The sequence below is a fragment of the Aliivibrio sp. SR45-2 genome (assembly GCF_963890165.1).
GTDB lineage: Bacteria > Pseudomonadota > Gammaproteobacteria > Enterobacterales > Vibrionaceae > Aliivibrio > Aliivibrio salmonicida.
The window spans coordinates 56868-79393 of record NZ_CAWPRC010000111.1 but is presented as its reverse complement, the minus strand read 5'-3'; the positions used below and the strand labels follow the sequence as shown (position 1 = coordinate 79393).

At 40.6% G+C, this 22526-nt stretch carries 17 protein-coding genes; 14 read left to right on the top strand and 3 right to left on the bottom strand.

From position 1 onward, the window contains the following. Positions 1–53 precede the first annotated feature (53 nt). Entirely contained in the window at positions 54–782 is a 729-nt protein-coding gene (locus AACV33_RS05390; RefSeq protein WP_017023520.1) for a siderophore ferric iron reductase, read from the top strand. On the opposite strand, the gene AACV33_RS05385 is transcribed toward AACV33_RS05390, so the two are convergent. Next, entirely contained in the window at positions 779–1996 is a 1218-nt protein-coding gene (locus AACV33_RS05385) for an MFS transporter (RefSeq protein ID WP_182699141.1), read from the bottom strand. The genes AACV33_RS05390 and AACV33_RS05385 overlap by 4 nt on opposite strands. Before the next feature lie 134 nt (positions 1997–2130). Between AACV33_RS05385 and AACV33_RS05380 the strand changes: the two genes are divergently transcribed. From AACV33_RS05380 to AACV33_RS05330, 11 genes are all read left to right on the top strand, one after another. Then, entirely contained in the window at positions 2131–2898 is a 768-nt protein-coding gene (locus AACV33_RS05380) for an ABC transporter ATP-binding protein (protein ID WP_017023522.1), read from the top strand. Positions 2899–2935: 37 nt separating this feature from the next. Next, positions 2936–3826, top strand: a complete 891-nt coding sequence (locus AACV33_RS05375) for an ABC transporter substrate-binding protein (RefSeq protein ID WP_182699140.1) — start codon at positions 2936–2938, stop codon at positions 3824–3826. Then, complete coding sequence (fhuB, locus tag AACV33_RS05370; RefSeq protein ID WP_182699139.1) at positions 3826–5817, top strand: Fe(3+)-hydroxamate ABC transporter permease FhuB; 1992 nt, start codon at positions 3826–3828, stop codon at positions 5815–5817. The genes AACV33_RS05375 and fhuB overlap by 1 nt, the downstream gene beginning before the upstream one ends. A gap of 180 nt (positions 5818–5997) precedes the next feature. Beyond that, positions 5998–7773, top strand: a complete 1776-nt coding sequence (locus tag AACV33_RS05365) for an IucA/IucC family protein (protein WP_017023525.1) — start codon at positions 5998–6000, stop codon at positions 7771–7773. Further along, on the top strand, positions 7766–8677 hold the full coding sequence (locus AACV33_RS05360) for a GNAT family N-acetyltransferase (protein ID WP_182699138.1): 912 nt from the start codon (positions 7766–7768) through the stop codon (positions 8675–8677). Before AACV33_RS05365 ends, AACV33_RS05360 begins: the two co-directional genes overlap by 8 nt. After that, positions 8677–10440: an IucA/IucC family protein gene (locus AACV33_RS05355; protein ID WP_182699137.1), complete on the top strand. Its 1764-nt coding sequence runs from the start codon at positions 8677–8679 to the stop codon at positions 10438–10440. Before AACV33_RS05360 ends, AACV33_RS05355 begins: the two co-directional genes overlap by 1 nt. A gap of 12 nt (positions 10441–10452) precedes the next feature. Next, a complete protein-coding gene (locus AACV33_RS05350) occupies positions 10453–11766 on the top strand; it encodes a lysine N(6)-hydroxylase/L-ornithine N(5)-oxygenase family protein (RefSeq protein ID WP_182699136.1) in 1314 nt (437 codons plus the stop codon). Between the two features lie 108 nt (positions 11767–11874). Continuing rightward, positions 11875–14046 (top strand): TonB-dependent receptor, encoded by a 2172-nt coding sequence (locus AACV33_RS05345; protein WP_182699135.1) that lies wholly within the window; start codon positions 11875–11877, stop codon positions 14044–14046. A 191-nt stretch (positions 14047–14237) separates the two neighbouring features. After that, entirely contained in the window at positions 14238–15161 is a 924-nt protein-coding gene (locus AACV33_RS05340; protein ID WP_023602643.1) for an SPFH domain-containing protein, read from the top strand. A 9-nt stretch (positions 15162–15170) separates the two neighbouring features. Beyond that, positions 15171–15623, top strand: a complete 453-nt coding sequence (locus tag AACV33_RS05335) for an NfeD family protein (protein WP_012551643.1) — start codon at positions 15171–15173, stop codon at positions 15621–15623. Between the two features lie 280 nt (positions 15624–15903). Further along, complete coding sequence (locus AACV33_RS05330) at positions 15904–17529, top strand: methyl-accepting chemotaxis protein (protein ID WP_023602641.1); 1626 nt, start codon at positions 15904–15906, stop codon at positions 17527–17529. Positions 17530–17629: 100 nt separating this feature from the next. On the opposite strand, the gene AACV33_RS05325 is transcribed toward AACV33_RS05330, so the two are convergent. Together AACV33_RS05325 and tesA are read right to left on the bottom strand one after the other, a co-directional pair. After that, the gene (locus tag AACV33_RS05325) at positions 17630–18508 is read right to left on the bottom strand and encodes an NAD(P)-dependent oxidoreductase (protein ID WP_017023532.1); all 879 of its coding nucleotides are present in this window, start codon (positions 18506–18508) and stop codon (positions 17630–17632) included. Positions 18509–18556: 48 nt separating this feature from the next. Further along, complete coding sequence (tesA, locus tag AACV33_RS05320) at positions 18557–19171, bottom strand: multifunctional acyl-CoA thioesterase I/protease I/lysophospholipase L1 (protein WP_182699134.1); 615 nt, start codon at positions 19169–19171, stop codon at positions 18557–18559. A 209-nt stretch (positions 19172–19380) separates the two neighbouring features. Here tesA and AACV33_RS05315 point away from each other — a divergent pair, with 209 nt between their 5' ends. Next, on the top strand, positions 19381–20055 hold the full coding sequence (locus AACV33_RS05315) for an ABC transporter ATP-binding protein (protein ID WP_182699133.1): 675 nt from the start codon (positions 19381–19383) through the stop codon (positions 20053–20055). Then, positions 20055–22502 (top strand): ABC transporter permease, encoded by a 2448-nt coding sequence (locus AACV33_RS05310; protein WP_182699132.1) that lies wholly within the window; start codon positions 20055–20057, stop codon positions 22500–22502. The genes AACV33_RS05315 and AACV33_RS05310 overlap by 1 nt, the downstream gene beginning before the upstream one ends. The last annotated feature ends 24 nt before the right edge of the window (positions 22503–22526 follow it).

The window sequence follows — 22526 nt, the reverse complement described above, 5'->3', positions numbered from 1 at the left end:
TTGGGTGATTATTCTACCTGCCCCTAAGTTAGTTGGTGTTATGTAGTTCCGCTATGCAGAATAATGAATATTTCGAATCACTGTTTACCCTTTCTAAGCAAGTTACGCCTTATTTATCAGGCCAAGTAGCGGATATCGTGTTATCAGACAGCAACACCGATATTCATATTTCTCATGATAATAGTGAGGTTATTAAAGCGCTTTATGATCGTTTATCACAAAGCTCAAAAGAAGCCGGTAATGCCTATTGGTTAACGCGCACGTGGGATTTATTGTGTTGGCAACCTATCTACCTTGCTTTCATTTCTGTTTATCAACTTAATGCTATTCCTGATTTCAAAAACATGAGCCAATCGGTCCAGTCTGATTTTATTGCGGGATTTACTTTTCATAACGTGGATCTTACGTTTGGTTCGAGTGATGAGATCATCCCGTTAATAGGAACACAATTAAGCTCATTATTTACGTCATATCGTGAAAGTATGTCTGAATGGACTCGTATTCGCCCCGGCTTTACAAATCACCTTATTGCCGATGGTTTACTCAATTGCATTACCAAACTTCAAGTACATCAACCAACACTATCCAATGAGTATTTATTAGCACAAGCGTTGTTATGGTTAAATGCGTTTGGATTACCAAGTAAGCATTTGGCGAGCTTGAAAGTAGACTTACTAACAAATCAATTAAAATTAGTACGTACGAGTTGTTGCCTTGTCTACAAATGCGAGGGTCGTAAATTATGTGAAGATTGTCCTCGTCACCCAAATAATAAACGCTAATAGGACGATTTTGTGACTTCAGCTATTTGAGGTTTCATAAAAGCAATGGCCATTATCCCTCCTGAAAATAAAACACAAATATAAATAGGATACAGTGGCGACAGTGTCGATGTATAAGCCAGTAGCGAAGCAAAGCCATAGCCCAATGTATGTGACATGGAAATGTAACCAGCAACCGCGCCTGGATTGCTTGGATCCATCGATGTGGCTTTAGATGTGTATGCGGGCACTAATAAGGCTGCACCACAGGCACTGAGTGCCATCGCGAATCCCAATGTCCAAAGGTTGGAGATTAAGAAGGTGAAAAATCCTGCCAACAAAAATAAAGATCCCAACCGATACATTGTTGAAAGCTGAAGCTTCTTCTTTTTGATGACTAATATCTGTGTGATTAACGTGATAGCGGCACTGATGGTAAGTAATAGGCCAATGGCGTCACTGATTTTATCTGTTGGCCAATCGGTAATGCTTTTTATCAAAGGAGAAAAGCTGTATTGCAATAAAGCAATGGTTAAGCAAAGAGATAAACCGGTGAGTAAATACGGAGCAAGAGTGAGGCTTGGAATTAACGGACGTTTTGTTGTGAGCGTGCCTTCTGGTTTATTTTCTCGATGAGGGGTTGGTAACCACAACGCGCCTAATAGTGCGAGAAAGGGGAATATAACCATCATGACAAGCGGAGCAAAAGGCCCCGTTTTTAATAAAATAATCGATAATATAGGGCCAACCAGTCGCCCTAAACTCAATCCTATACTGACGGAGGTAATGGCTTTTAATCGGTTGTTTTGTCCGCATAAAAGGATGGCCCAATGTTGACTTGCTGGTACCATTCCTGCCACGGTACAACCATAGATAAGTCGAGCGACAATGAGACCAATTAACCAGTAGTGAGCCAAGTCAGGGTAACCATTACTTAAAAAGGCGAAAGTAAGTAGAAGTAGAAAGCTGATACTCATTCCTGCGAGCGCTTGAAATACAACGCCTTTAGGGCCATTTTTATCGCTGTATCGTCCCCAAAATGGGGCGGCGGGTAAGAAAAGAAAACTACCAATAGCAATAACAATAGACCAGGTTGGTAGAGAAAAAGCGGAATGCGTAACTAAAAAAGGCAAAGAAACGAGTAATCCATTTTGGCCAATTCCCATCAAGGCGGCAATTAAGCCAATCATCGTGAGTTGGAGGGGGGTTTGTTTTCTTTTGTTAAAAAGAGGCATTCTAATTTCCGGCTTTAATTTACGAGTGGTTCACATCCTACGTACATTTCATGCGAATAAAAACAATTATCATTACTATTTCTTTGTGTTAAAGTTCTTTCCATCATTCATGGACCGATTATCTAGCTCATCTCATGTATCAACTTGTCGATGCGTCGTTTGAAATTGACGGAAAAACTATCCTTTACCCCACGAATTTGCTTTTTCCTAAAGGCAAAGTGACCACCTTACTGGGTCATAATGGCTGTGGTAAATCTACTTTGATTAAGCTACTTAGCCGTCACCATAACCCGACGACAGGAACGGTGTTATTTGATGAAAAAGCCGCGAGTCATTTCTCTCCCCAAGAGTTTGCGCTTAATGTCGCTTATCTTCCTCAGCACCCTCCAATCACCGATGGTGTAACAGTGCGTGAGCTTGTGTGCTTTGGCCGTTATCCATGGAAAGGCGCATTTGGTCGTTACACCAAAGCTGACTACCAGTTGGTTGATGAAGCCATCGAGAAAGTGAGCCTCACTTCATTCAACGATCGTTTTGTTGCCACATTGTCTGGTGGAGAGCGCCAAAGAGCGTGGGTTGCGATGTTATTGGCTCAACAGAGTCATTGTATTTTATTGGATGAACCCACCTCTGCGTTGGATGTTGCCCATCAATATGAACTGTTAGCGTTGATCCGAGAATTGAATACGACATTAGGCTTAACTGTGATCATGGTTTTACATGATGTCAATATGGCGGCCAAATTTAGCGATCATTTAATTGCATTACATTCGGGTAAAGTCATCGCGCAAGGTTCTCCTGATGCGTTAATGACCAGTGAAACATTGCAGCGGATCTATGGCATGGAGTTGGCGTTATTTTCACATCCTGAAACAGGTCAACCGATCAGTTATATCCCTTAAGTTCCAACAATATAAAAAGAACCGCAAGGAAAGCAACATGAACAAATTCATTGGCTTTATCATTCTATTTTTTATTTCTTCCGTTCAAGCGATGGAAATCAAGCATGAACTGGGTACGACTCAATTTACGGAAACGCCTAAAAAAGTGGTGGTGTTAGATTGGGCATTAACGGAAACCGTACTTAGCTTAGGGATTGTCCCGTTAGGTGCTGCCGATGTAGAAGGCTACCAAACGTGGGTGATGGAACCAAAGCTCAATCAATCTGTTATGGATGTAGGATCAAGAAGAGAGCCTAATTTAGAATTAATGACGGAATTAAACCCTGATGTGATTTTGATAAACCAACATATGTCTGCGATGTATGAGAAATTAAATGCCATTGCGCCTACATTGGTGTACACCATTTACAATGATAAGAAGGCACCGTTGTCTTCAGCAAAAGACATTACGACTCAATTGGGCGTCTTGTTTAATAAAGAAAAGCAGTCGGCTAAAGTGATAGCAGCAACAGAACAACGATTGCTTGCTAATGGAGATAACGTTCATCGTCTTCAATCTAACAGTAAACCGTTTTTGTTTCTCCGTTTTGTTAATGATAAAACGGTTCGAATTCACAGTGAGGGATCGCTGACCCAAGATACGATTGATGCGATGGGGTTAGTTAACGCATGGCATGAACCGACTAATATGTGGGGATTTACCACCACAGGTGTCGAAAAGTTAGCGCAGTATCAACAATCCAATGTGTTGATTTTTGGACCTCTAAAAGAGACGGAAAGAAAACAATTAACTCACTCTGCATTATGGCAAGCGATGGCATTTACTCGTACCGATTCGGTTTATGAATTGCCTGCTATTTGGACGTTTGGTGGCTTGATTTCAGCTCAACGTTTCAGTGATCATATTACTCAGCAGTTAACTCAATAATGGTCGTTAATGAGGTTGAAAAACCACAAGGGATAGTATTACGTCTCAGCCTTTTTATTTTTGTTGTGGTGGTTGTTGTTTTAGGGTTGTTGCAATGGACCGCGCCTTATTCACAAGGTTTGAATTTATTGTGGCAAACGAGCGCGCATTATGATTCTGCTAATTACCAACATTTAATTACCCATCTTACTTATCTTCCACGTCTTGTTATTGCTGTGTTATGCGGTTTTTCTTTAGCTGTGGCTGGTTGTGTTATGCAGTTTGTCTTGCGTAATCCTATTGCTTCACCCACCACACTGGGTGTTGCGGCGGGGGCTGAACTCGGGATGGTATTGGGTATTTTATTTCTTCCCGTTAACAGTGCCATTAATGGGTTTATTCCTGCGTTTTTAGGAGGAGGAATTGCGACTTGTATTGTTTTTTTATTGTCAGCCAGACGCGGCTTTTCTCCGGTTCATATGGTTCTGGCGGGAATGGTAATAAGCCTGTTTTTTGGTTCTTTAAATACCATGTTATTACTGTTAAATGAGCAACAGTTAGCCAGTGTTTTTGTTTGGGGAGCAGGGACGCTAAATCAAAATGATTGGTCGAGTGTAACGGCACTAATCCCCCTTATTACTGTCCCTATTATTGCGATATTAGTACTTTCTAAGCCATTATCGACGCTTCAATTAGGAGACAGTGTGGCGTCTTCAATTGGCGTGAATGTTAAGCATATAAAGGTTATTTCACTGACGTTGGCGATATTTATTACCGCAGCGGTGGTCAGTGAAGTCGGATTGATTGGCTTTGTTGGTATTGTCGCACCGGCGATTGCTCGTATGTTTGGTGCTCGTAAGTTAACGGCTCAAATCTTGAGTAGTGGGGCCGTCGGAAGTGTCATGTTGTTGTTTTCTGATTTGATCATTCAACCTTTTTCTGGCGTTGGTGGGGAGCTATTACCGACAGGCGCAATGACCGCCTTGCTTGGGGCTCCGTTTCTTCTTTGGTTATTAAACAAAAATGCATTTCAATCTGATATGAAAGCCAGAGAAAGTACTCAAATTAATTATCAACATAGAACGCTATACTCCGTGTTGATGCCACTTTGCTTTTTTATTGTTGTGTTGTTTTTTGTCGCTTTATTGCTGGGAAAAGGACAAAACGGGTGGCTATTGTCGTTGAACCCTTCGGTTTTAGAGCTTCGACTTCCACGAGTGTTGGTGTCTTTTCTTGCCGGGATAGGTCTGGCGATTGCGGGGACGGTGATTCAACGTGTTTCGACCAACCCAATGGCAAGCCCTGAAATTTTAGGCATCAGTTCTGGGGCGGCATTAGCTTTAGTGTTAGGGGCGGTATTTGGTATTGCCGTAGAAAGACACGAGCAAATGTTACTAGGTACGCTTGGCGCCGCATCAGTGACGGCTATTATCTGGTTGATGGGACGAAAACAAAATTTTGCCCCTACACAAATGCTATTAACTGGCATTGCGCTTAGCGCCGGTTTAGATGCCTTTTTACGTATCGCAATGTCATCCGGGCAAGATAATATAATGGCGCTATTAACATGGCTTTCAGGGTCGACGTATTTAGTGAGTATGGGGGATGTGTTTCTACTGGGGACGGGGGTTGTCATATTCGGTCTGTTAGCACTGTGCAGCCATCGATGGTTAGATATTATTAGCCTAGGAGAGACAACATCACGCAGCGTCGGTTTGTCTTGTCGGCGAGTTAGGTTGTATTTATTGCTCCTTGTTGCGGCATTGACGACCTTATGTACGATCATTATTGGACCACTCAGTTTTATTGGTTTATTGGCACCTCATATGGCACGTTCACTTCATCAATATCGAGCGTCTCACCAATTGTTAACTGCCAGTTTAATCGGTGGCAGTTTACTGGTTTTTGCTGATTGGGTGGGAAGAACGGTGTGGTTTCCATGGCAGTTCCCGGCGGGGTTATTGGCATCGTTAATTGGTGGGGCGTATTTCTTGTATCTTATGAGGAAATAACGAATTTTACTTACTTATTGATAAATAACATATTTATTTTCTTTAGGTACATTTTTAAATGCTAGGACATTTAGTTCTATAAAAGAAGTTTTTATTTTATAAATTCAGTAAAAAGTAGTTGATCTCTTAATTGAGAATCATTAGCATTCGTATTTGTTATTTAAAAACAATGGAAATGTTATGAAAACTAATGGTGAATTGGACAGTATAATAAACAGTGGTAATGATGTGCCTGCGGCATGTTTCCTGAATTCTTTAGCAAGAGAATGCTCGGCAATTCAAATTGTAGAGGATCAATATGATGCTTATTATCTTATCCCCCTAAGTGGTGGGCATGAAATTCAAATACCACTTAATTATGTCTCTTCAGTTGGTTTGCATGAATATTGTTTTCCTGCTGTTTTGTATGGAGATGAAGCGACTACGTTAGGCTTTGAGCAAGTATTGTTACGAGTCTTAGAGCAACCTGCATTGGTTGGTATTATTTCTAAAGAACAAAAAGCGATCTTTTTAGAGCGGGTGACAGAGAGTTATACAAATACGTACGTTGGGGTGAGCAGAAGCCCTTATGCGGAGAGGTTATTTTCCCAATCACTTAATTTTCAGCAAGCAGAGCAAGGTTTACTTATCGGCCATTCATTCCATCCTGCGCCTAAAAGCAGAGAGCAATTTACGGATGAGGATGCAAAAACCTATTCACCAGAACTTGGTGGTCAATTTCAACTGTGTTGGTTGGCGGTAAATCAATCCATTCTTATCTCTGGTTCATCTGGGGAGCAAACCGCTCAAGAGCGATTAGATGAATTAGTCTTTCAAGATCGAGCGCTATTCATCGATCTTAGTTGTGCGCTGAAAAAAGAAGAAACTGTCTTTCCTGTTCATCCATGGCAATGGAAGGTTCTGCAAGAGAGAGGGGATATTCAGGCGTATTTAAATGAAGGCTTAATTCGAGAGCTAGGCGCTTTTGGCTCGACGTGGTATCCAACCTCATCGACGCGTTCTCTTTATTCTCCGTCACTTCCTTATATGCTTAAGTTTTCACTCAGCGTTAAGCTGACAAATTCAATTCGTAATTTATCTCTTAAAGAAGTGGTTCGTGGAACACGGTTAAATCAGTTATTTAATGACACCGACATAAGTAAAGAATTAGGCAATAAGCAAGGCTTTCAAGTGATGCAAGAGCCAAGTTATTTAGGGTTAATGACTAAAGAAGGGCAAGTGATAGACGAGAGTCTTGTGGCGTTTCGTGAAAATCCATTAAGTGCTAAGCCTGAAGAAGAAGCGGTAGTGCTGGCAACGTTAACTCAGCAGAATCCTTATGGTGGTGAAAGCCTATTAGCAAAAAGAATAAAGCAATACGCTGAGTCGAGTAAATTAAACTTATCGTTAGTTGCTCAGGAATGGTTCAGTGCGTATTGCCAATATGCAGTGGTGCCTTTGTTTACTCTTCAGGCGAATTATGGCGTTGTCTTTTTAGCTCATCAGCAGAATATTGTTATGCAGTTAAAAAAAGGGTTTCCTATTGGAATGTATTATCGAGATTGCCAAGGAACAGGGTATACGGATCTTGCATTTGAACGCTTTCCTGAAGCCCTAAATCAAACTAAGCAAGATATTGAAAACTATTGGAATGATGAGAAAGTTCGACGTTATTTTGCGTATTATTTAGTTATAAACTCGACCTTTAATGTGATCGCATCCATCGCGGCTTATTGTGACGTGAGCGAAAAAACATTAATGAAGGAGCTTCGTAAACAATTAGAAATATTGAGAGATAAGGGGGTTAACGATCCCCAGTGTTTAGATTATGTTTTAGACAGCGATGCCTTGTGTTGTAAAGGAAATTTCTACTGTTATTTACAGAACATGAATGAGAATTCAATCCTTGATCCTGCTGTGATCTACTTTGATTTACCTAATCCATTAGTTCATGTAAAGGATGCTATGAATGTTTAATTATACGACGTTAATTCTGAATCTAGATCTTAAGCCAACAATGAGTTTTACCTTGTCGACACAAGATATTGAAGAGCAATCGGTTATTACTCAATGCCTTCAAGAAATTGATCATGTATTCAGTCATCATAAAATGATTGATGTACTCCATATTGCCTCTGATGTTCCTGATGTGTTAGCTCAGTATTTACCGGCTATCTATCAATGCCATTTATCACGCCAAGGATTTTATCAATACACAAAGCCTTGGCATTTACACACGGCATCAACGTTATTTCCATTGATGGAAGTACAGTCGTTGCCGCAATATCGCCATCATCCTTTACGTCCTGAAATGCCAAAAGGCAAAGTGTATCAACGCTATGATCATGATGCTGATGTTGAGATTAGCTTTAGAGTGTTTGATATTGAAAAAGACATGGATCGTCTCACAACGTGGATGAATGATCCTAGAGTTGCTCATTTCTGGGAGCAAGCGTGGAGTAAGGAAAAACTGACGGATTTTGCTCAAGAACGTCTTAATGATGATCATATTATGCCATTAATCGGTGAGTTTAACGGCAAACCTTTTGGTTATGTCGAAGCGTATTGGGTCAGTGAAGACAGATTAAGTCCGTATTTTGATGTGCAACCGTACGATCGTGGTATTCATCTTTTAGTCGGCGAATCGGAGTTTCGAGGTGCGCATTATTTTAATTGTTGGATGAGAGCGATCAGCCATTATCTGTTTATTGATGATGCGAGAACTCAACGAATCGTATTAGAGCCAAGAGCGGATAATCAACGCTTATTTACTCGTATTCAAGAGGTGGGTTACCGCAAGTGTTTTGAATTTAATTTCCCTCATAAACGTTCAGCATTAATGATGCTTGAACGAGACGCTTTTTTTACGGAGCAATGGTAATGGATCAAATAGCATTGCATTCTCATTGGTCAAGTGCAAACCGTAAAATGGTGGCGAAACTAATCAGTGAATTAGCCTACGAGCAGGCGTTTAAGATTGAAGAGAATCCTACTGATTTGTCATTAACACTGACCGAAAATATTCATTACCATTTTTCAGGTAAACGCAATATTTGGGGACAAGTGGTGATAGAGCCGAGTTCATTAATTCGTAAAGATGAAAATGGGTTGGATTCTGATATTTTAGCGACGCAATTTATGCGTGACGTTCAGAGCTTGATTGGCATGAGCGACGATGCGTTAGCGGAGCATTTTGAAGATTTGAACGCGACGTTATTGGGTGATTGCAAATTGGCCTTACGTAAAGAAAATTGGTCAGCCAAAGAGTTGGCGTTTTTGTCTTGCGAACAACAACAGCTTTTCTTTGATGGGCACCCAAAATTTGCGTTTAATAAAGGTCGCCGAGGTTGGGGGAGTGATGATCTTGTTTTGTATGCGCCAGAAGCAGATCGATCATTTCAACTTAATTGGGTTGCGGTGCATCATTCTATTTTAGAGAAAGCGACAAGTGAAGAAGTGGATTGGAAGCAGTTGGTTCTTTCTGCGGTAAGTGACAATGAATTGCATAATATGGAGGCGGTATTATCGTCTTTTAATCTTGATATCAGTGACTATACTTTTGTGCCTGTTCACCCTTGGCAGTGGCATCAGAAGTTGTCGATTCTTTTTGTTCGAGAAATGGCTGAGAAAACCCTCATTTATTTAGGTGAGTTTGGCGATGAGTTCTTGCCTCAGCTGTCTATTCGTACACTCAGCAACATGACAAGACCGAACAGTTATGACATTAAATTGCCTTTAACTATAATGAATACCTCATGTTATCGAGGTATTCCTGGGCGTTATATATTAGCAGGGCCGATTGCCTCAGATTGGCTTGATTCTGTATTCAAAACAGACCCGTTATTTGTCGAGAAACATGCCGAAATACTGCAAGAACCGGCGGCTGGGTTTGTCGCTCAAGCCGATTATAAATCCTTAATCAATGCCCCTTATCGCTATCATGAATTATTAGGTGTGATATGGCGAGAGTCCGCACAATCTAAACTTGCGACAAGTGAAACGGCGATATTAATGGCTGCGCTCATGGAATCGGATGTTGATGGTGTTCCTCTTATTTCTGAATACATCACCGCCTCAAGGCTTTCGACACAAGCGTGGCTTAATAAGTTATTTGATGCCGTAGTCATCCCTTTTTATCATTTGCTTTGTAAATATGGGGTGTCGCTAATTGCTCACGGACAAAATGTGACATTAGTAATGGAAAATTCACACCCTAAACGTATTTTGTTAAAAGATTTTCAAGGAGATATGCGTTTAGTTGACCGTGATATTGCAGAGCAAGAAACGCTCAATGAAATGGTTAAAAATGTGACCGTTAAATTGCCTGAAGAGTTGATTATTCATGACTTACAAACAGGGCATTTTGTTACCGTGTTGCGTTTCATTTCGCCGTTGGTTGAAAAGCTAGGGCTACCTGAAATGGATTTTTATCAGTTACTCGCATTACGTATAAAAGCGTATATGCAAACGAACCCTGAATACCAAGACCGATTTGAACGGTTGGATCTGTTTAAACCAAGGATCTTACGTATCGGCCTTAATTTAGCCAAGTTTAAACACAGTACGGATTCTAGCGCTTCTCGTATGCTTCCAGATATGGACGATAAAGTCGATAACCCGTTATACCTGGCTATTAATCAATAACAATAATATTAAATGGAGAATAATAATATGAACGTCAAATTGGATTTGGCAGGTATAGGCGTTGGTCCGTTTAACCTGAGTGTTGCGTCGCTTTTAGAACCAAAAACACAAATTAAAGCGACGTTTTTTGAAAGCCGAGCGTCGTTTGCGTGGCATCCGGGTTTATTACTGGATAACACCAATATGCAAACGATGTATCTAAAAGACTTAGTCAGTGCGGTTTACCCTGAAAGTCCGTATTCCTTTCTGTCTTACTTGGTTAAAAACAAAAAGTTTTATCGTTTTTTATCGGCAGAATTGGGTTGTATTAGTCGTCATGAATTTTCAGATTATTTATCTTGGGTTGCACAACAACTGAGTAATGTTCAGTTTTCTACGACGGTGGAAAATATTGAATTTAATGGGGATGCGTTTGAGATACAAACCACAAACGGAACCTATGAAGCTAAGAATTTATGTATAGGCACAGGCAAAGTTCCTTTTGTGCCTGAATGTGCTATTCCTCATATTGGGCCTAAGGTATTTCATGCCGCTGAAATGGGATTAAGAGATCGCGATTTTACCGGTAAGCGGGTCATGATTGTAGGGGGCGGTCAAAGTGGTGCGGATATATTTTTAAATGTGTTACGTGAAAAATGGGGAAAAGTATCGTCACTAGATTGGGTATCACGTCGTTCTAATTTTCAACCATTAGATGAAGCGTCATTCACCAATGAGTTCTTTACGCCTGATTATGTTAACGCCTTTGTGCAATTGAACCCGCAAGTGAAACATTCTGAAATTACGGCTCAAAAATTAACATCCGATGGCATTACGCAATTGGCGTTGCTCGATATTTATCGTGAGTTATACCATCGTTTTGATGTGATGAAAGAAGACAAATGGGTGCGTTTATTGCCTCATCGTACGATGAATGAATTACAGCAAACCGCGTCTGGATTCTCATTAGATATACATAATGCCTTAAGCCAACAAGCCGAAGTTCATCACGCCGATATTGTGATTTTAGCGACTGGGTTTAAATCGCCTTACCCTGCATGTTTGAATTCAATACTTCCTTTATTAGAGTTAGATGATCAAGGTCGTTATCAATTGACTCCTGATTTTGAATTGAAATGGAAAGGCAGTAACACAAATAAAATATTTGCTGTGAATGCCGGTATGCACAGTCATGGTATTGCAGAGCCTCAACTCAGTTTAATGGCGTGGCGAAGTGCCAGTATTATTAATCGATTATCAGAAGAAGAGTTATACGACATTCGATCGGGTGAAGGAATGATTGAATGGATTTCAGCATCGACTATTAATGATCTTGTTGAAGTGTAGCTGAGTCATTAAACCAAGTGTTTTTTTATCAAAAATAAATAGTTGAATACGGATTTTTATCATTCGTATTTATTTGAGTGCAATATAAATATAAAAAAGAGAACAGAAATGAACGCTAAAAAAGGGAATTATCCGCTCACATTGGTTGCTATCGCAGTGGCATCAGCAACGACGTTTGTTACGTTATCGGCTCAAGCTGAGGACTATTCTTCAACAGAAGAAACTATGGTGGTGGTGTCGAGCCGTACACCAAAGGCGATCAGTGAAATTCCAGGAACGGTTTGGTTTGTGGATTCAGAGCAAATCGAACAGGAATACCGTGGCGGTAAAACATTAGGCGAGATCTTATCTGCGACCATTCCATCTTTGGATGTGAGCAGTGGCGCAAGAACGAATTATGGTCAAAATTTACGTGGCCGTGCCATGTTGGTGATGATTGATGGGGTATCGCTTCAATCCTCTCGTCCTATTAGCCGTCAATTGGATTCGATAGACCCATTTAATATCGAACGAATTGAGGTTCTTTCCGGCTCTACGTCTATTTATGGCGCAGGGGCGACGGGAGGGGTGATTAATATTATTACCAAGAAAGCAGACAGTGATGAATTGCAATTTGAAAGTTACGTAAGCGGTTCTTCTGGTTTGAATGGAGGGGATGACTTTGATTATAAAGTTGCACAATCTGTTTCTGGAGGAAGTGACAATGTATCCGCTCGTGTTTCTGCTGTTTATACCGAAACTCAAGGCTATTTTGATGCAGATGGCGACATTATTACGCCTGATATATCCCAAGGTTCTCTGCAATATAACAAAACTATCGATTTGCAAAGTACGGTTGGTGTGACGATATCGGACACTAAAAACATTAACTTCTTAGCGCAATACTATGACAGCCAACAAGACTCTCCTTATGGTTTATACATTGTGAATGGTGATTTTGTTGATGTAAGGAAAGGGTTTGAATCTGATCGTCAGCACGGCACAGAACGGGTCATGTTAAGTGCGGCTTATAATGATTCTGCGTTTTTGGGTCAGCAACTAATGGTAGAAGCGTCGTATCGTAAAGAAGATCAAACTTATACTCCGTATTACCAAGGTGCATCACAACAAACGACGGACGTATTCTCGTTAAAAACTGCTCTAGCTAAGTCGTTTGGTAAAGTGAACTTGGTTTATGGTGTGGATGCTTATATGGATAAGTTTGACAGTAATCAGGCCTTATTTGATCCAACAATAGCCAATAATTCGGGTAACTTAGTGAATGAAACGTACGCTGAAGTAGGTCGTTACCCGGGAGTTGAGGTTGGTTCTGTCGCCGGTTTTATTCAAGCGGATTTCAATATCACAGAGGATTGGTCTATTGAAGGGGGTTACCGCTACCAACACATGAACAATAAGGTCGATGATTTTGTTGATTATAAAATTCAAAAGAAAATTGCAGCAGGTAAGGGATCATCGGCTGATGCGGTTCCGGGTGGCGAAACCAGTTATTCTGTGGGTTTATTTAACCTTGGTACCATTTATAAGCTGACTTCTGATTCACAAGTATGGGCGAATTTCTCTCAAGGCTTCGATCTTGCTGATCCGGCAAAGTATTACGGTCAAGGCAGTTATGGCGCCGCAGATGCTAATGGGCATTATGCGCTTCAAAATAGCATTAACGTATCTGATTCTAAGATGTCAGGGATAAAAACCAACAGCTATGAAATTGGTTTTAGAACAGAGCAAGATGCGTTGAGCTTCCAAACTGCCGCGTATTATTCTCAATCGGACAAGTCGGTTAAATACAATAAAAATACGTTATTAATTGAAGATGTCGATAATAAGAAACGCGTATATGGGGCAGAAGCGTTGGTGTCTTACTGGGTAATGGATAACCTTCAAGTGGGTGCGTCAGGTCATTATGTTATTTCTGAATTACAAACAGACGGTAAGTGGGATGATTTGAGCGCAGGCGAGGCAAGTACATCAAAAGCCAATTCGTGGATTGGTTGGTATGAATCAGATCTTGCTCTTAAAGTACAAAGCCAAACGATGTTTGATTATGAAGATGCAAAAGACAATAAATTGTCTGGCTACACGGTACTGGATTTAGTCGGCAGTTATGAGTTACCCGTGGGTAGTCTTGGATTTGGTATTCAAAACCTATTAAATAATGACTATACAACGGCATGGGGACAACGTGCTCAAATTTTATATTCTAGTCACTACGATGCAGCGGCTTATGATTATAAAGGCAGAGGACGTACTTATACGCTGAATTACCAAGTGAAATATTAATATTTAACGGTTATTAACGTTATACAAATATCAATAAGGCTATTTCGATGAAGTAGTCTTATTTTTTATTAATAACTGCCTAGTGCATCCATACATTTATGTTAATAATTAGGTATGATTGAAAATAACCATTTTTATTTATAAAACATAGATATATTTAGAAAATTATCAATTAAAAAGGGAAGAAAATAATGGCATATGACACGTTAATAACCATTGGTGTACTGGTTTTTGTAGTTCTGGTATTAATCGCACTTGGTGTAAAAACCGTACCTCAAGGCCACAATTGGACGGTAGAACGATTTGGTCGATACACGCAAACATTACAACCGGGCCTAAATTTAATCATCCCATTTATTGATAACATTGGACAACGAATCAATATGATGGAGCAGGTTCTTGATATTCCAGCTCAAGAAGTGATCTCAAAAGACAATGCAAACGTTACTATTGATGCGGTGTGTTTTGTTCAAGTCGTCGATGCAGCAAAAGCGGCTTATGAAGTGAGCGATTTGCAACACGCAATTCGTAATTTAACATTAACCAATATGCGTACTGTTCTAGGTTCGATGGAATTAGATGAAATGCTAAGCCAACGAGACATGATTAACGTGAAACTATTGGCCATTGTTGATGCAGCAACAAACCCTTGGGGTGTCAAAGTTACTCGTATCGAAATTAAAGATGTTCAGCCACCAGCGGATCTTACGGCGGCAATGAATGCACAAATGAAGGCCGAGCGTCATAAGCGTGCCGATGTACTAGAAGCTGAGGGTAAGCGTCAAGCTGAGATTTTAAAAGCAGAAGGTCACAAACAAGGTGAGATCTTAAAAGCTGAAGGTGACAAACAAGCCGCTATTCTACAAGCCGAGGCGCGTGAGCGTGCAGCAGAAGCAGAAGCTAATGCAACAAGAATGGTATCAGAGGCAATTTCTCAAGGTGATATGCAAGCTGTTAATTACTTCATTGCTCAAGGATACACCGAGGCGCTAAAATCAATAGGGCAAGCTGAGAACAGTAAGATCATTATGCTGCCTTTAGAGGCGTCAGGTTTAATGGGCTCAATTGCGGGTATTGCTGAGATGTTTAAAGTGGACAAAGAGGGTCCTAAATAGGAGTTCATGATGGAATTTTTTGAACAAATGAATCATTGGCATTGGTTAACGTTAGGGTTATTACTGCTTGCTGGTGAGTTGCTAGGAACGGCGGGTTACTTTCTTTGGATTGGTTTATCTGCGGTAACGGTTGGTATTTTATATTCATTTATTCCAATGAGTTGGCAGTTACAATGGGTTAGTTTTTCTGTTTTTTCACTGTTTTCAACGTGGTTATGGTGGCGTTATCAACATAAAAAAGACATTAAATCGGACTCTACACGCCAGTTGAATCAAAAAGACAAACAATTATTGGGACAAATAACACGTTTAGATGACGATGTGCTTGCCGGGAATTGTCGAATTAAGCTAGGCGATACGACATGGTCGGCAAAAAGTTTTGAAAATATTTCAAAAGGAACCATGGTTTGTGTCGTGTCTGTTGACGGTATTATTTTGACGATTGAACCCGTTAAAGACTGATTTAACAATGTTATAAATTAAGTGGCTATTGAATTGCGATAATAAGTAATTCAATAGCCACTTTTTTTACGCTTTAAATGTAAGTAATGAAATGTATTGCAATTTTATTCACATTTTACCGTGTTCATTAACATTTTGAGTGGTGTTAAAATATATGACTTTTGATCTTTTTTATTTTATTTTGTCGCGATCCTGCCGATAAACATAATTACAAGAAACATTAATTCGGCGTACGCACTCATGGATGAGTTATAAACATTATTTAAGGTTGTAAAACATCATGAGTTACAAAAATTTAGCAGTAAGAACCAAAATTGCCGTTGTATTTTCAGCAATTGGTTTAGTGATGATAGCGTTTGCTATTTTCTTGTTACAAGAGTTGAAAAACGTAGAAGATACGGTAGTAAACTTTACGGACTCTACGGTACCAAGTTTACTTTCGGTTGAAGATATTAATTTTGAAATGAACACGCTGCGTCGAAATCAATACGCAGCACTAACCTATCCTAAAAATCTACTTCCGGGACTGATTACTTCTCTAAAAGAACAAGAGAGAAATGTTGAGAAATTAATTGCGGCGTATGGCGCAACGGTTGTTAGCGATGGTGAACAAAGAGTTTTTGACCGCGTGAACAACAGCTGGAAAGCTTATATGGCTCCACTTGAACCTTTCCTTGCTCAAGTCAGTGCAGATAACAGAGCGGAAGCACAGAAGAACTTACTAGGTTCATTCAAAGAGTTTCAAGATGTTGGTGTTGCAATGGACGGATTATTGAAATTAAACTTAACGTTTGTTACAGATAATCGCGTATCTATGATGGGGAGTATTGCGAACGTATCTACCATTACAAAAGTCTCTTTCTCTGCACTAATCGCCTTCATGATTTTTATTACGTTCTTCTTGGCGCGTCAAATTTGTCGTCCATTGAACCTTGTTGTAGAGCAATCAAAAGCAATTGCTTCTGGTGATTTAACATTCCAACTTCAACGTAATGAAATTGGAAATGATGAATTGGGTGCATTAGCCGATACGAATATTGAAATGCAAAGCCAGTTACGTATTCTTATTGAAGACACAATTTCTGCAGTAACTCAGCTTTCTGCAGCAGTAGAAGAAATGAGTGCGATTTCAGAGCAATCGTCTCGTGGCATGCAACAACAACAATCTGATATTACAACGGTAGCGGCAGCTATGGAGCAGATGAAAGCGACGGTTGCAGAAGTGGCAAATAACACAGAAACCGCGTCTACATCAGCATTAGAAGCATCGGAAGAAGCAAAACAAGGTAACCAAGACGTTCAATCAAATATCGAGCAGATTCAAATTGTATCTCGTGATATTGAACAAGCCGGTGAATTGGTTGAAGAGTTAGAACGTGAATCAAACAACATCAGTGTTGTGGTTGAAGTGATCCGTGGAATTGCCGATCAAACGAACCTATTGGCATTAAACGCCGCAATTGAAGCCGCGCGTGCGGGTGAGCAAGGGCGTGGTTTTGCTGTTGTTGCAGATGAAGTTCGTTCTCTTGCAGGTCGTACTCAAGCATCAACCAGTGAAATTGTCGATATCATTGAGAAGCTACAAGCAAGTGCTGCTCACGCGAAGATCGCAACGGATCAAAGCTGTTCTAAAATTCGTATCTGTGTAGAGCAAAGTGTTCAAACGGGTCAATCAATTCAAATGATTGAAGAAACCATGATGAAAGTTGCTGATACGGGTATTCAAATTGCAAGTGCATGTAGTGAGCAAGATTCGGTAACCGAAGAGCTTGGTCGTAACATTCAAAGCATGAGTTTGTCTGCAAGTGAAGTGGCACTAGGTGCTGACCAAACCGCGCAATCAAGTGTTGAATTAGCGCAATTGGCGTCAACACTTCAACAATCATTGTCTCGTTTTAAAGTATAAGTAACACACTTGCTTTAACTATTAGGTATAAAAAAAGGAGATCATGAGATCTCCTTTTTATTGTTTGTCTCTTAGTGAACATCAGAGATTGGACGCAAAGTTATACTCTTTCTTTAATCGCTTTGATTAATACAGAGGTATCCATTCGGCCTAAGCCTTGCTCTTGTAACCCTTGGTATTCTTTATCTACTTCTTCTGTTAGTGGAAGTGAAATACCGTGTGTCTTTGCTTCATCTAAGCAAATGCCTAAATCTTTTCTCATCCAATCAATCGCAAAACCAAAATCGAATTTATCTTGTGCCATTGTGCTTGCGCGATTTTCCATCTGCCATGAACCTGCCGCGCCGTGTTTCAGAGTATCAACCACTAAATCGATATCTAAATTGGCTTTTTCGGCAAGAATAAGGGCTTCACTTAACCCTTTCAATACGCCAGCAATACAGATTTGGTTTGCCATCTTACAACGTTGACCTTGGCCATTTTCACCCAGTAACGTCACTGATTTTGCAAAGCTTTGGATCACAGGTTTTGCGGTAGCGAAGGTATGTTCATCTCCCCCACACATTACCGTTAATGCTCCGTTTTCTGCGCCAGCTTGGCCACCAGAAACCGGAGCATCAATAAACGTATTGCCCTGTGCTTCGCAGGCTTTTGCTAATTCAACCGCTAGCGTTGCAGAGGTTGTGGTGTTATCGACTAAAATAGCGCCCGGCTTTAAGCCTGCTAATACGCCATCTTCGCCATAAATGACACTGCGAACATCGTCATCATTACCGACACAAACAAAAACGATGTCTGAGCCTTGAGAGGCTTCTCGTGGAGTCGCTGCTGATTGTCCTTGATTATCTTCTGCCCACTGTTTTGCTTTTGCTTCAGTGCGGTTATAAACCGTGGTTGAGAAACCTGCATTTTTTAGATGGCGAGCCATTGGGTAGCCCATTACGCCTAAGCCAATGAAGCTAACATTGATCTGTTCCATTAATACTTTCTCCGTAGATTCTAAAACTGTTACTTTTTATTTTATTGCTTATAAGTAAGGGGATAATTCTTTTGCCATGAATTCAGCAATCCAAGGTTGAGCCTCTGGCGTTGGGTGTAAGCCGTCTTTCATTATCCACTCTGGCTTAATGATGACATGCTCTAAGAAAAAAGGAACCAAAGGAATGTCATGTTTTTCACTGATCTTAGGATAAAGTGAACCAAACGCTTGGCTATAACGTTTACCATAGTTAGGCGGTACTTGGATTTGCATCAATAGCGGTTGGGCATTTGAGGCGTTAATCAGTTTAATTAATTGCTCTAGATTTGAATTAATTTTTTGTGGCGGAAAACCACGTAAGCCATCGTTTGCACCTAATTCAATTAATACGACATCAGGGCTATGTTGCGTTAATAACGCGGGAAGTCGATCTAATCCATTGCCCGTCGTATCGCCAGAGATACTGCCATTAATTACTGTGGTGTCTTTCTCTAAAACCGCTAATTGTGTTGGTAATAATGAAGGCCAACTTTGCTCAATGGGCATGTTATAACCGGCGCTCAAGCTGTCGCCTAAAATCAATAACGTTTGGCTATAGGCGCTCTTTAAAGGTAGTAGAAAACTGGATATAAGTAAGAAACAGAAAGTAAAAAAACGGCGCATGGTCATCCTTGAAATAATGAAGGTGGATTAAGGTAACAATGAAAAAGTTAGCGACACTTTGCAACCTTTATTTAAGCGTAAAGCAAAGAAAAAGAATTTAGTAACATTTGGTTAAAGAAGTGTAAATGAGTTTGCTCACGGTCGAGTGCTTAGGTATACAATGCAAACATAGCATTCAAATAATAAAAATAGACTCAAAGGATATGAATATGACATCAGTAATTACTGTTAACGGCGTGAGTAAATCCGTTATTTCGAATGAGACCGAACTGACTATTTTAAATGACATTTCCTTTGATGTCCTTTCTGGCCAAAGTATTGCCATCGTGGGCACCTCAGGGGCAGGAAAATCGACATTAATGACCTTATTGGCTGGGCTTGATGTCCCAAGCTCTGGTGAAATTGAATTATTAGGCCAAAAGCTATCAACGTTAGACGATGAAGAACGTGCGAAAATTCGCAGTGAATCTATTGGTTTTGTTTTTCAAAGCTTTTTACTTATCCCTTCGTTAATCGCCCTTGAAAATGTCACGTTACCTGCAATTTTACGCGGTGAAGGGGAAGATATGATTAAAGCAAAACAGCTATTAGATTCTGTCGGTCTTTCTGGTAGAGAAACCCATCTTCCTTCTCAACTGTCTGGTGGTGAGCAGCAACGTGTAGCATTGGCTCGTGCGTTTATGACTCAGCCTCGTATTTTATTTGCGGATGAACCAACAGGAAACCTAGATCAACAAACGGCTGAAAATGTCATTGAGTTGTTGTTTGATATGAACCAGAAACACGGCACAACATTAGTCTTAATCACGCATGACTCTAAACTTGCAGAACGATGTGACCGAACATTAACGATTAATGCAGGTTGCATTAAGGAAGTGTCGTAATGGGAATAAATCAAGCGTCGCAGCAAGGAAAAAAATCAGGCAATAAAATGGTGTTACGCTGGAGTTGGCGTGAGATTTGGCAAGGTCAGTTATGGCCGGTGATGGCGGCGTTAACCTTAATTGTTGCGTGTGTGGTTGCCTTGTCAGCCTTGGCTATCCGTGTTGAAAAAGTCATGACAGAACAAGGTCGTTCTATGATGGCGGCTGATTTAGTATTCAGCTCGGCTAACCCAACCCCCGAGTTTATTTTGCAACAAGCGCATGACCAAAATTTAGTTTTATCTTCTCAAGTGCGCTTTCAAACCATGGCATTCAGTGATACAGGAATGCAATTGGTCAGTGTAAAGGCCGTTGAAAGTAATTACCCACTTCGCGGTGAGCTTTTATTGAATGGAGCTAACAATGAAATACATACTCACGTTCAACAAGGTGAAGTATGGATTGCAGATCGTCTTTTATCATTACTCGAACTTAATATTGGAGATGTGATAGCCATTGGTGATGCAGAGTTGCCAATCAGTGGTGTAATTGAATCTGAACCTGAGTTAGCGTTTAACCCATTCAGAACCATGCCAAGTGTGTTTATTCATCAATCTGATTTAGACAAAACCGGCGCGATCCAACTTGGGAGTCGTGTGAAATATCGAACTCTATTTAAAGGGGACGACAGTGCGATTTCTTTATTGCAAAGTGATTATGAATTAGCGGCAGGAGAGCGGTGGATAAGCGAAGAAACGCAAGGTCGAACCGCCGATTTAATGCAAAAAGCCAAGCAGTATTTATCGCTGACTATCTTGATGGTGATATTAATGGCATCGGTCACCTTGGTGTTAACGTGTCAACATTATGCGACCAGCCGTGCCAATACGGTTGCCATGTTAAAAAGCATGGGTGCAAGTAAGCAATGGTTGAAGCGTTGGTTATTAAGCCAAGTAGGGCTGATGTTCTTTACTGGTGTGGTGGCGGGCTCTCTTATTGGTCTTGGGCTAGAGTTATTATTACGTATTCCATTGGCGGGGATCTTACCTGAGAACCTACCAAGCTACGGTTGGCAACCATTTGTATTTGGCTCTGTAGTCGCGCTATTTATTGGTTTACCTGCATTGGGCATCCCTCTATTACGTTTATTAGATACCCCTGCGATTGCGGTTCTTCAATCTCAAACAACCAATCGTTCTAAAAAGGGTTTATGGCTTGTTGCTGTTCCAATCGTTGCCTTTTTATTGATGTATGGCACTAACAGTTTAGTCTGGATGGTCTCTGTCGGCTTAGTGGTGTTGTTTATCTTACTCGCTGGCATTAGTTATGGTTTAGTGTATTTATTTGGTCGCTTTAAATGGGGCCCTGCCATGACATTAGCGCTTAGCCGTATTAAGCGTTCGCCAAAAAACAGCATGATGCAATTGGCTGCGTTGTCTGGCTCGTTGATGCTAGTTGCGGTGATTTGGTTAGTAAGAACCGATTTATTGGGTGACTGGCAACAAACGCTTCCGCCAGATGCACCAAACGTATTTGCGATGAACATTGCCCCTTATGAGCAACAAGAGTATTTGCAAAAATTAGATAATGAAAAGCTAGACCGCTCAGAAGGGTATCCGATTGTTCGTGGTCGTCTTACTGACATTAACGGCGAAAGTACCAAAGAGAAAATGAAAGGGGAAGGGCAAGGCTCTGAAGCATTACGACGTGAGATAAACTTTACGTGGCGTGATGCGTTACCCATTCATAATGAAGTGACTGCGGGTGAGTGGACGACTTCTAATGGGGTTTCTGTAGAACAAGATGTTGCCAATGACTTGAATATTCAAATTGGAGATACGTTGAGTTTCTCAGTGAATAGTCAGCCTTTTTCTGCGGTGGTTAATTCAATTCGAGTGGTGGATTGGCAGAGCATGAAACCGAACTTCTATTTTATCTTCACACCGGATGTGATTGCCGATTTACCCGCCACTTGGTTAGTGAGTTTTAAAATAGATGACAATGAAAATACGTTATTGAATCAATTGGCTCGTGATTACCCAACCGTGAGTTTATTGGATTTTAGAACCATGGGTGGAAAGATCCAAGCCATGCTTGCGCAAATTACGTGGTCGTTAAGTGTATTGGCAGGTTTAGGTGTGGTGAGTGGCGTATTATTGATATTCACTTTGCTTCGTTTGAGTTTGTATCAACGCCAACGCGAAATCACCCTTTATCGAACGCTTGGTGCAAGCCGTCAGCGTATTAGTCAGACGTTATGGAGTGAATACGGGGTAATGGCATTAGCCGCAGGTTTTGTTGCTGTGATGGGCGCTGAGGCGATTGTCTTTAGCTTAGTGAAGTGGGGCTTTAAACTTGAGCCAACACTGCACATAGGTATGTGGATTGTGCTGCCATTACTCGCAATGATGATTGTATTTATGAGTTTGGCGAGTGTGATTAAGCAGTTATTGAAACCGTTGAAATAAGTTAAACCTCTAGCCCTTTTATTG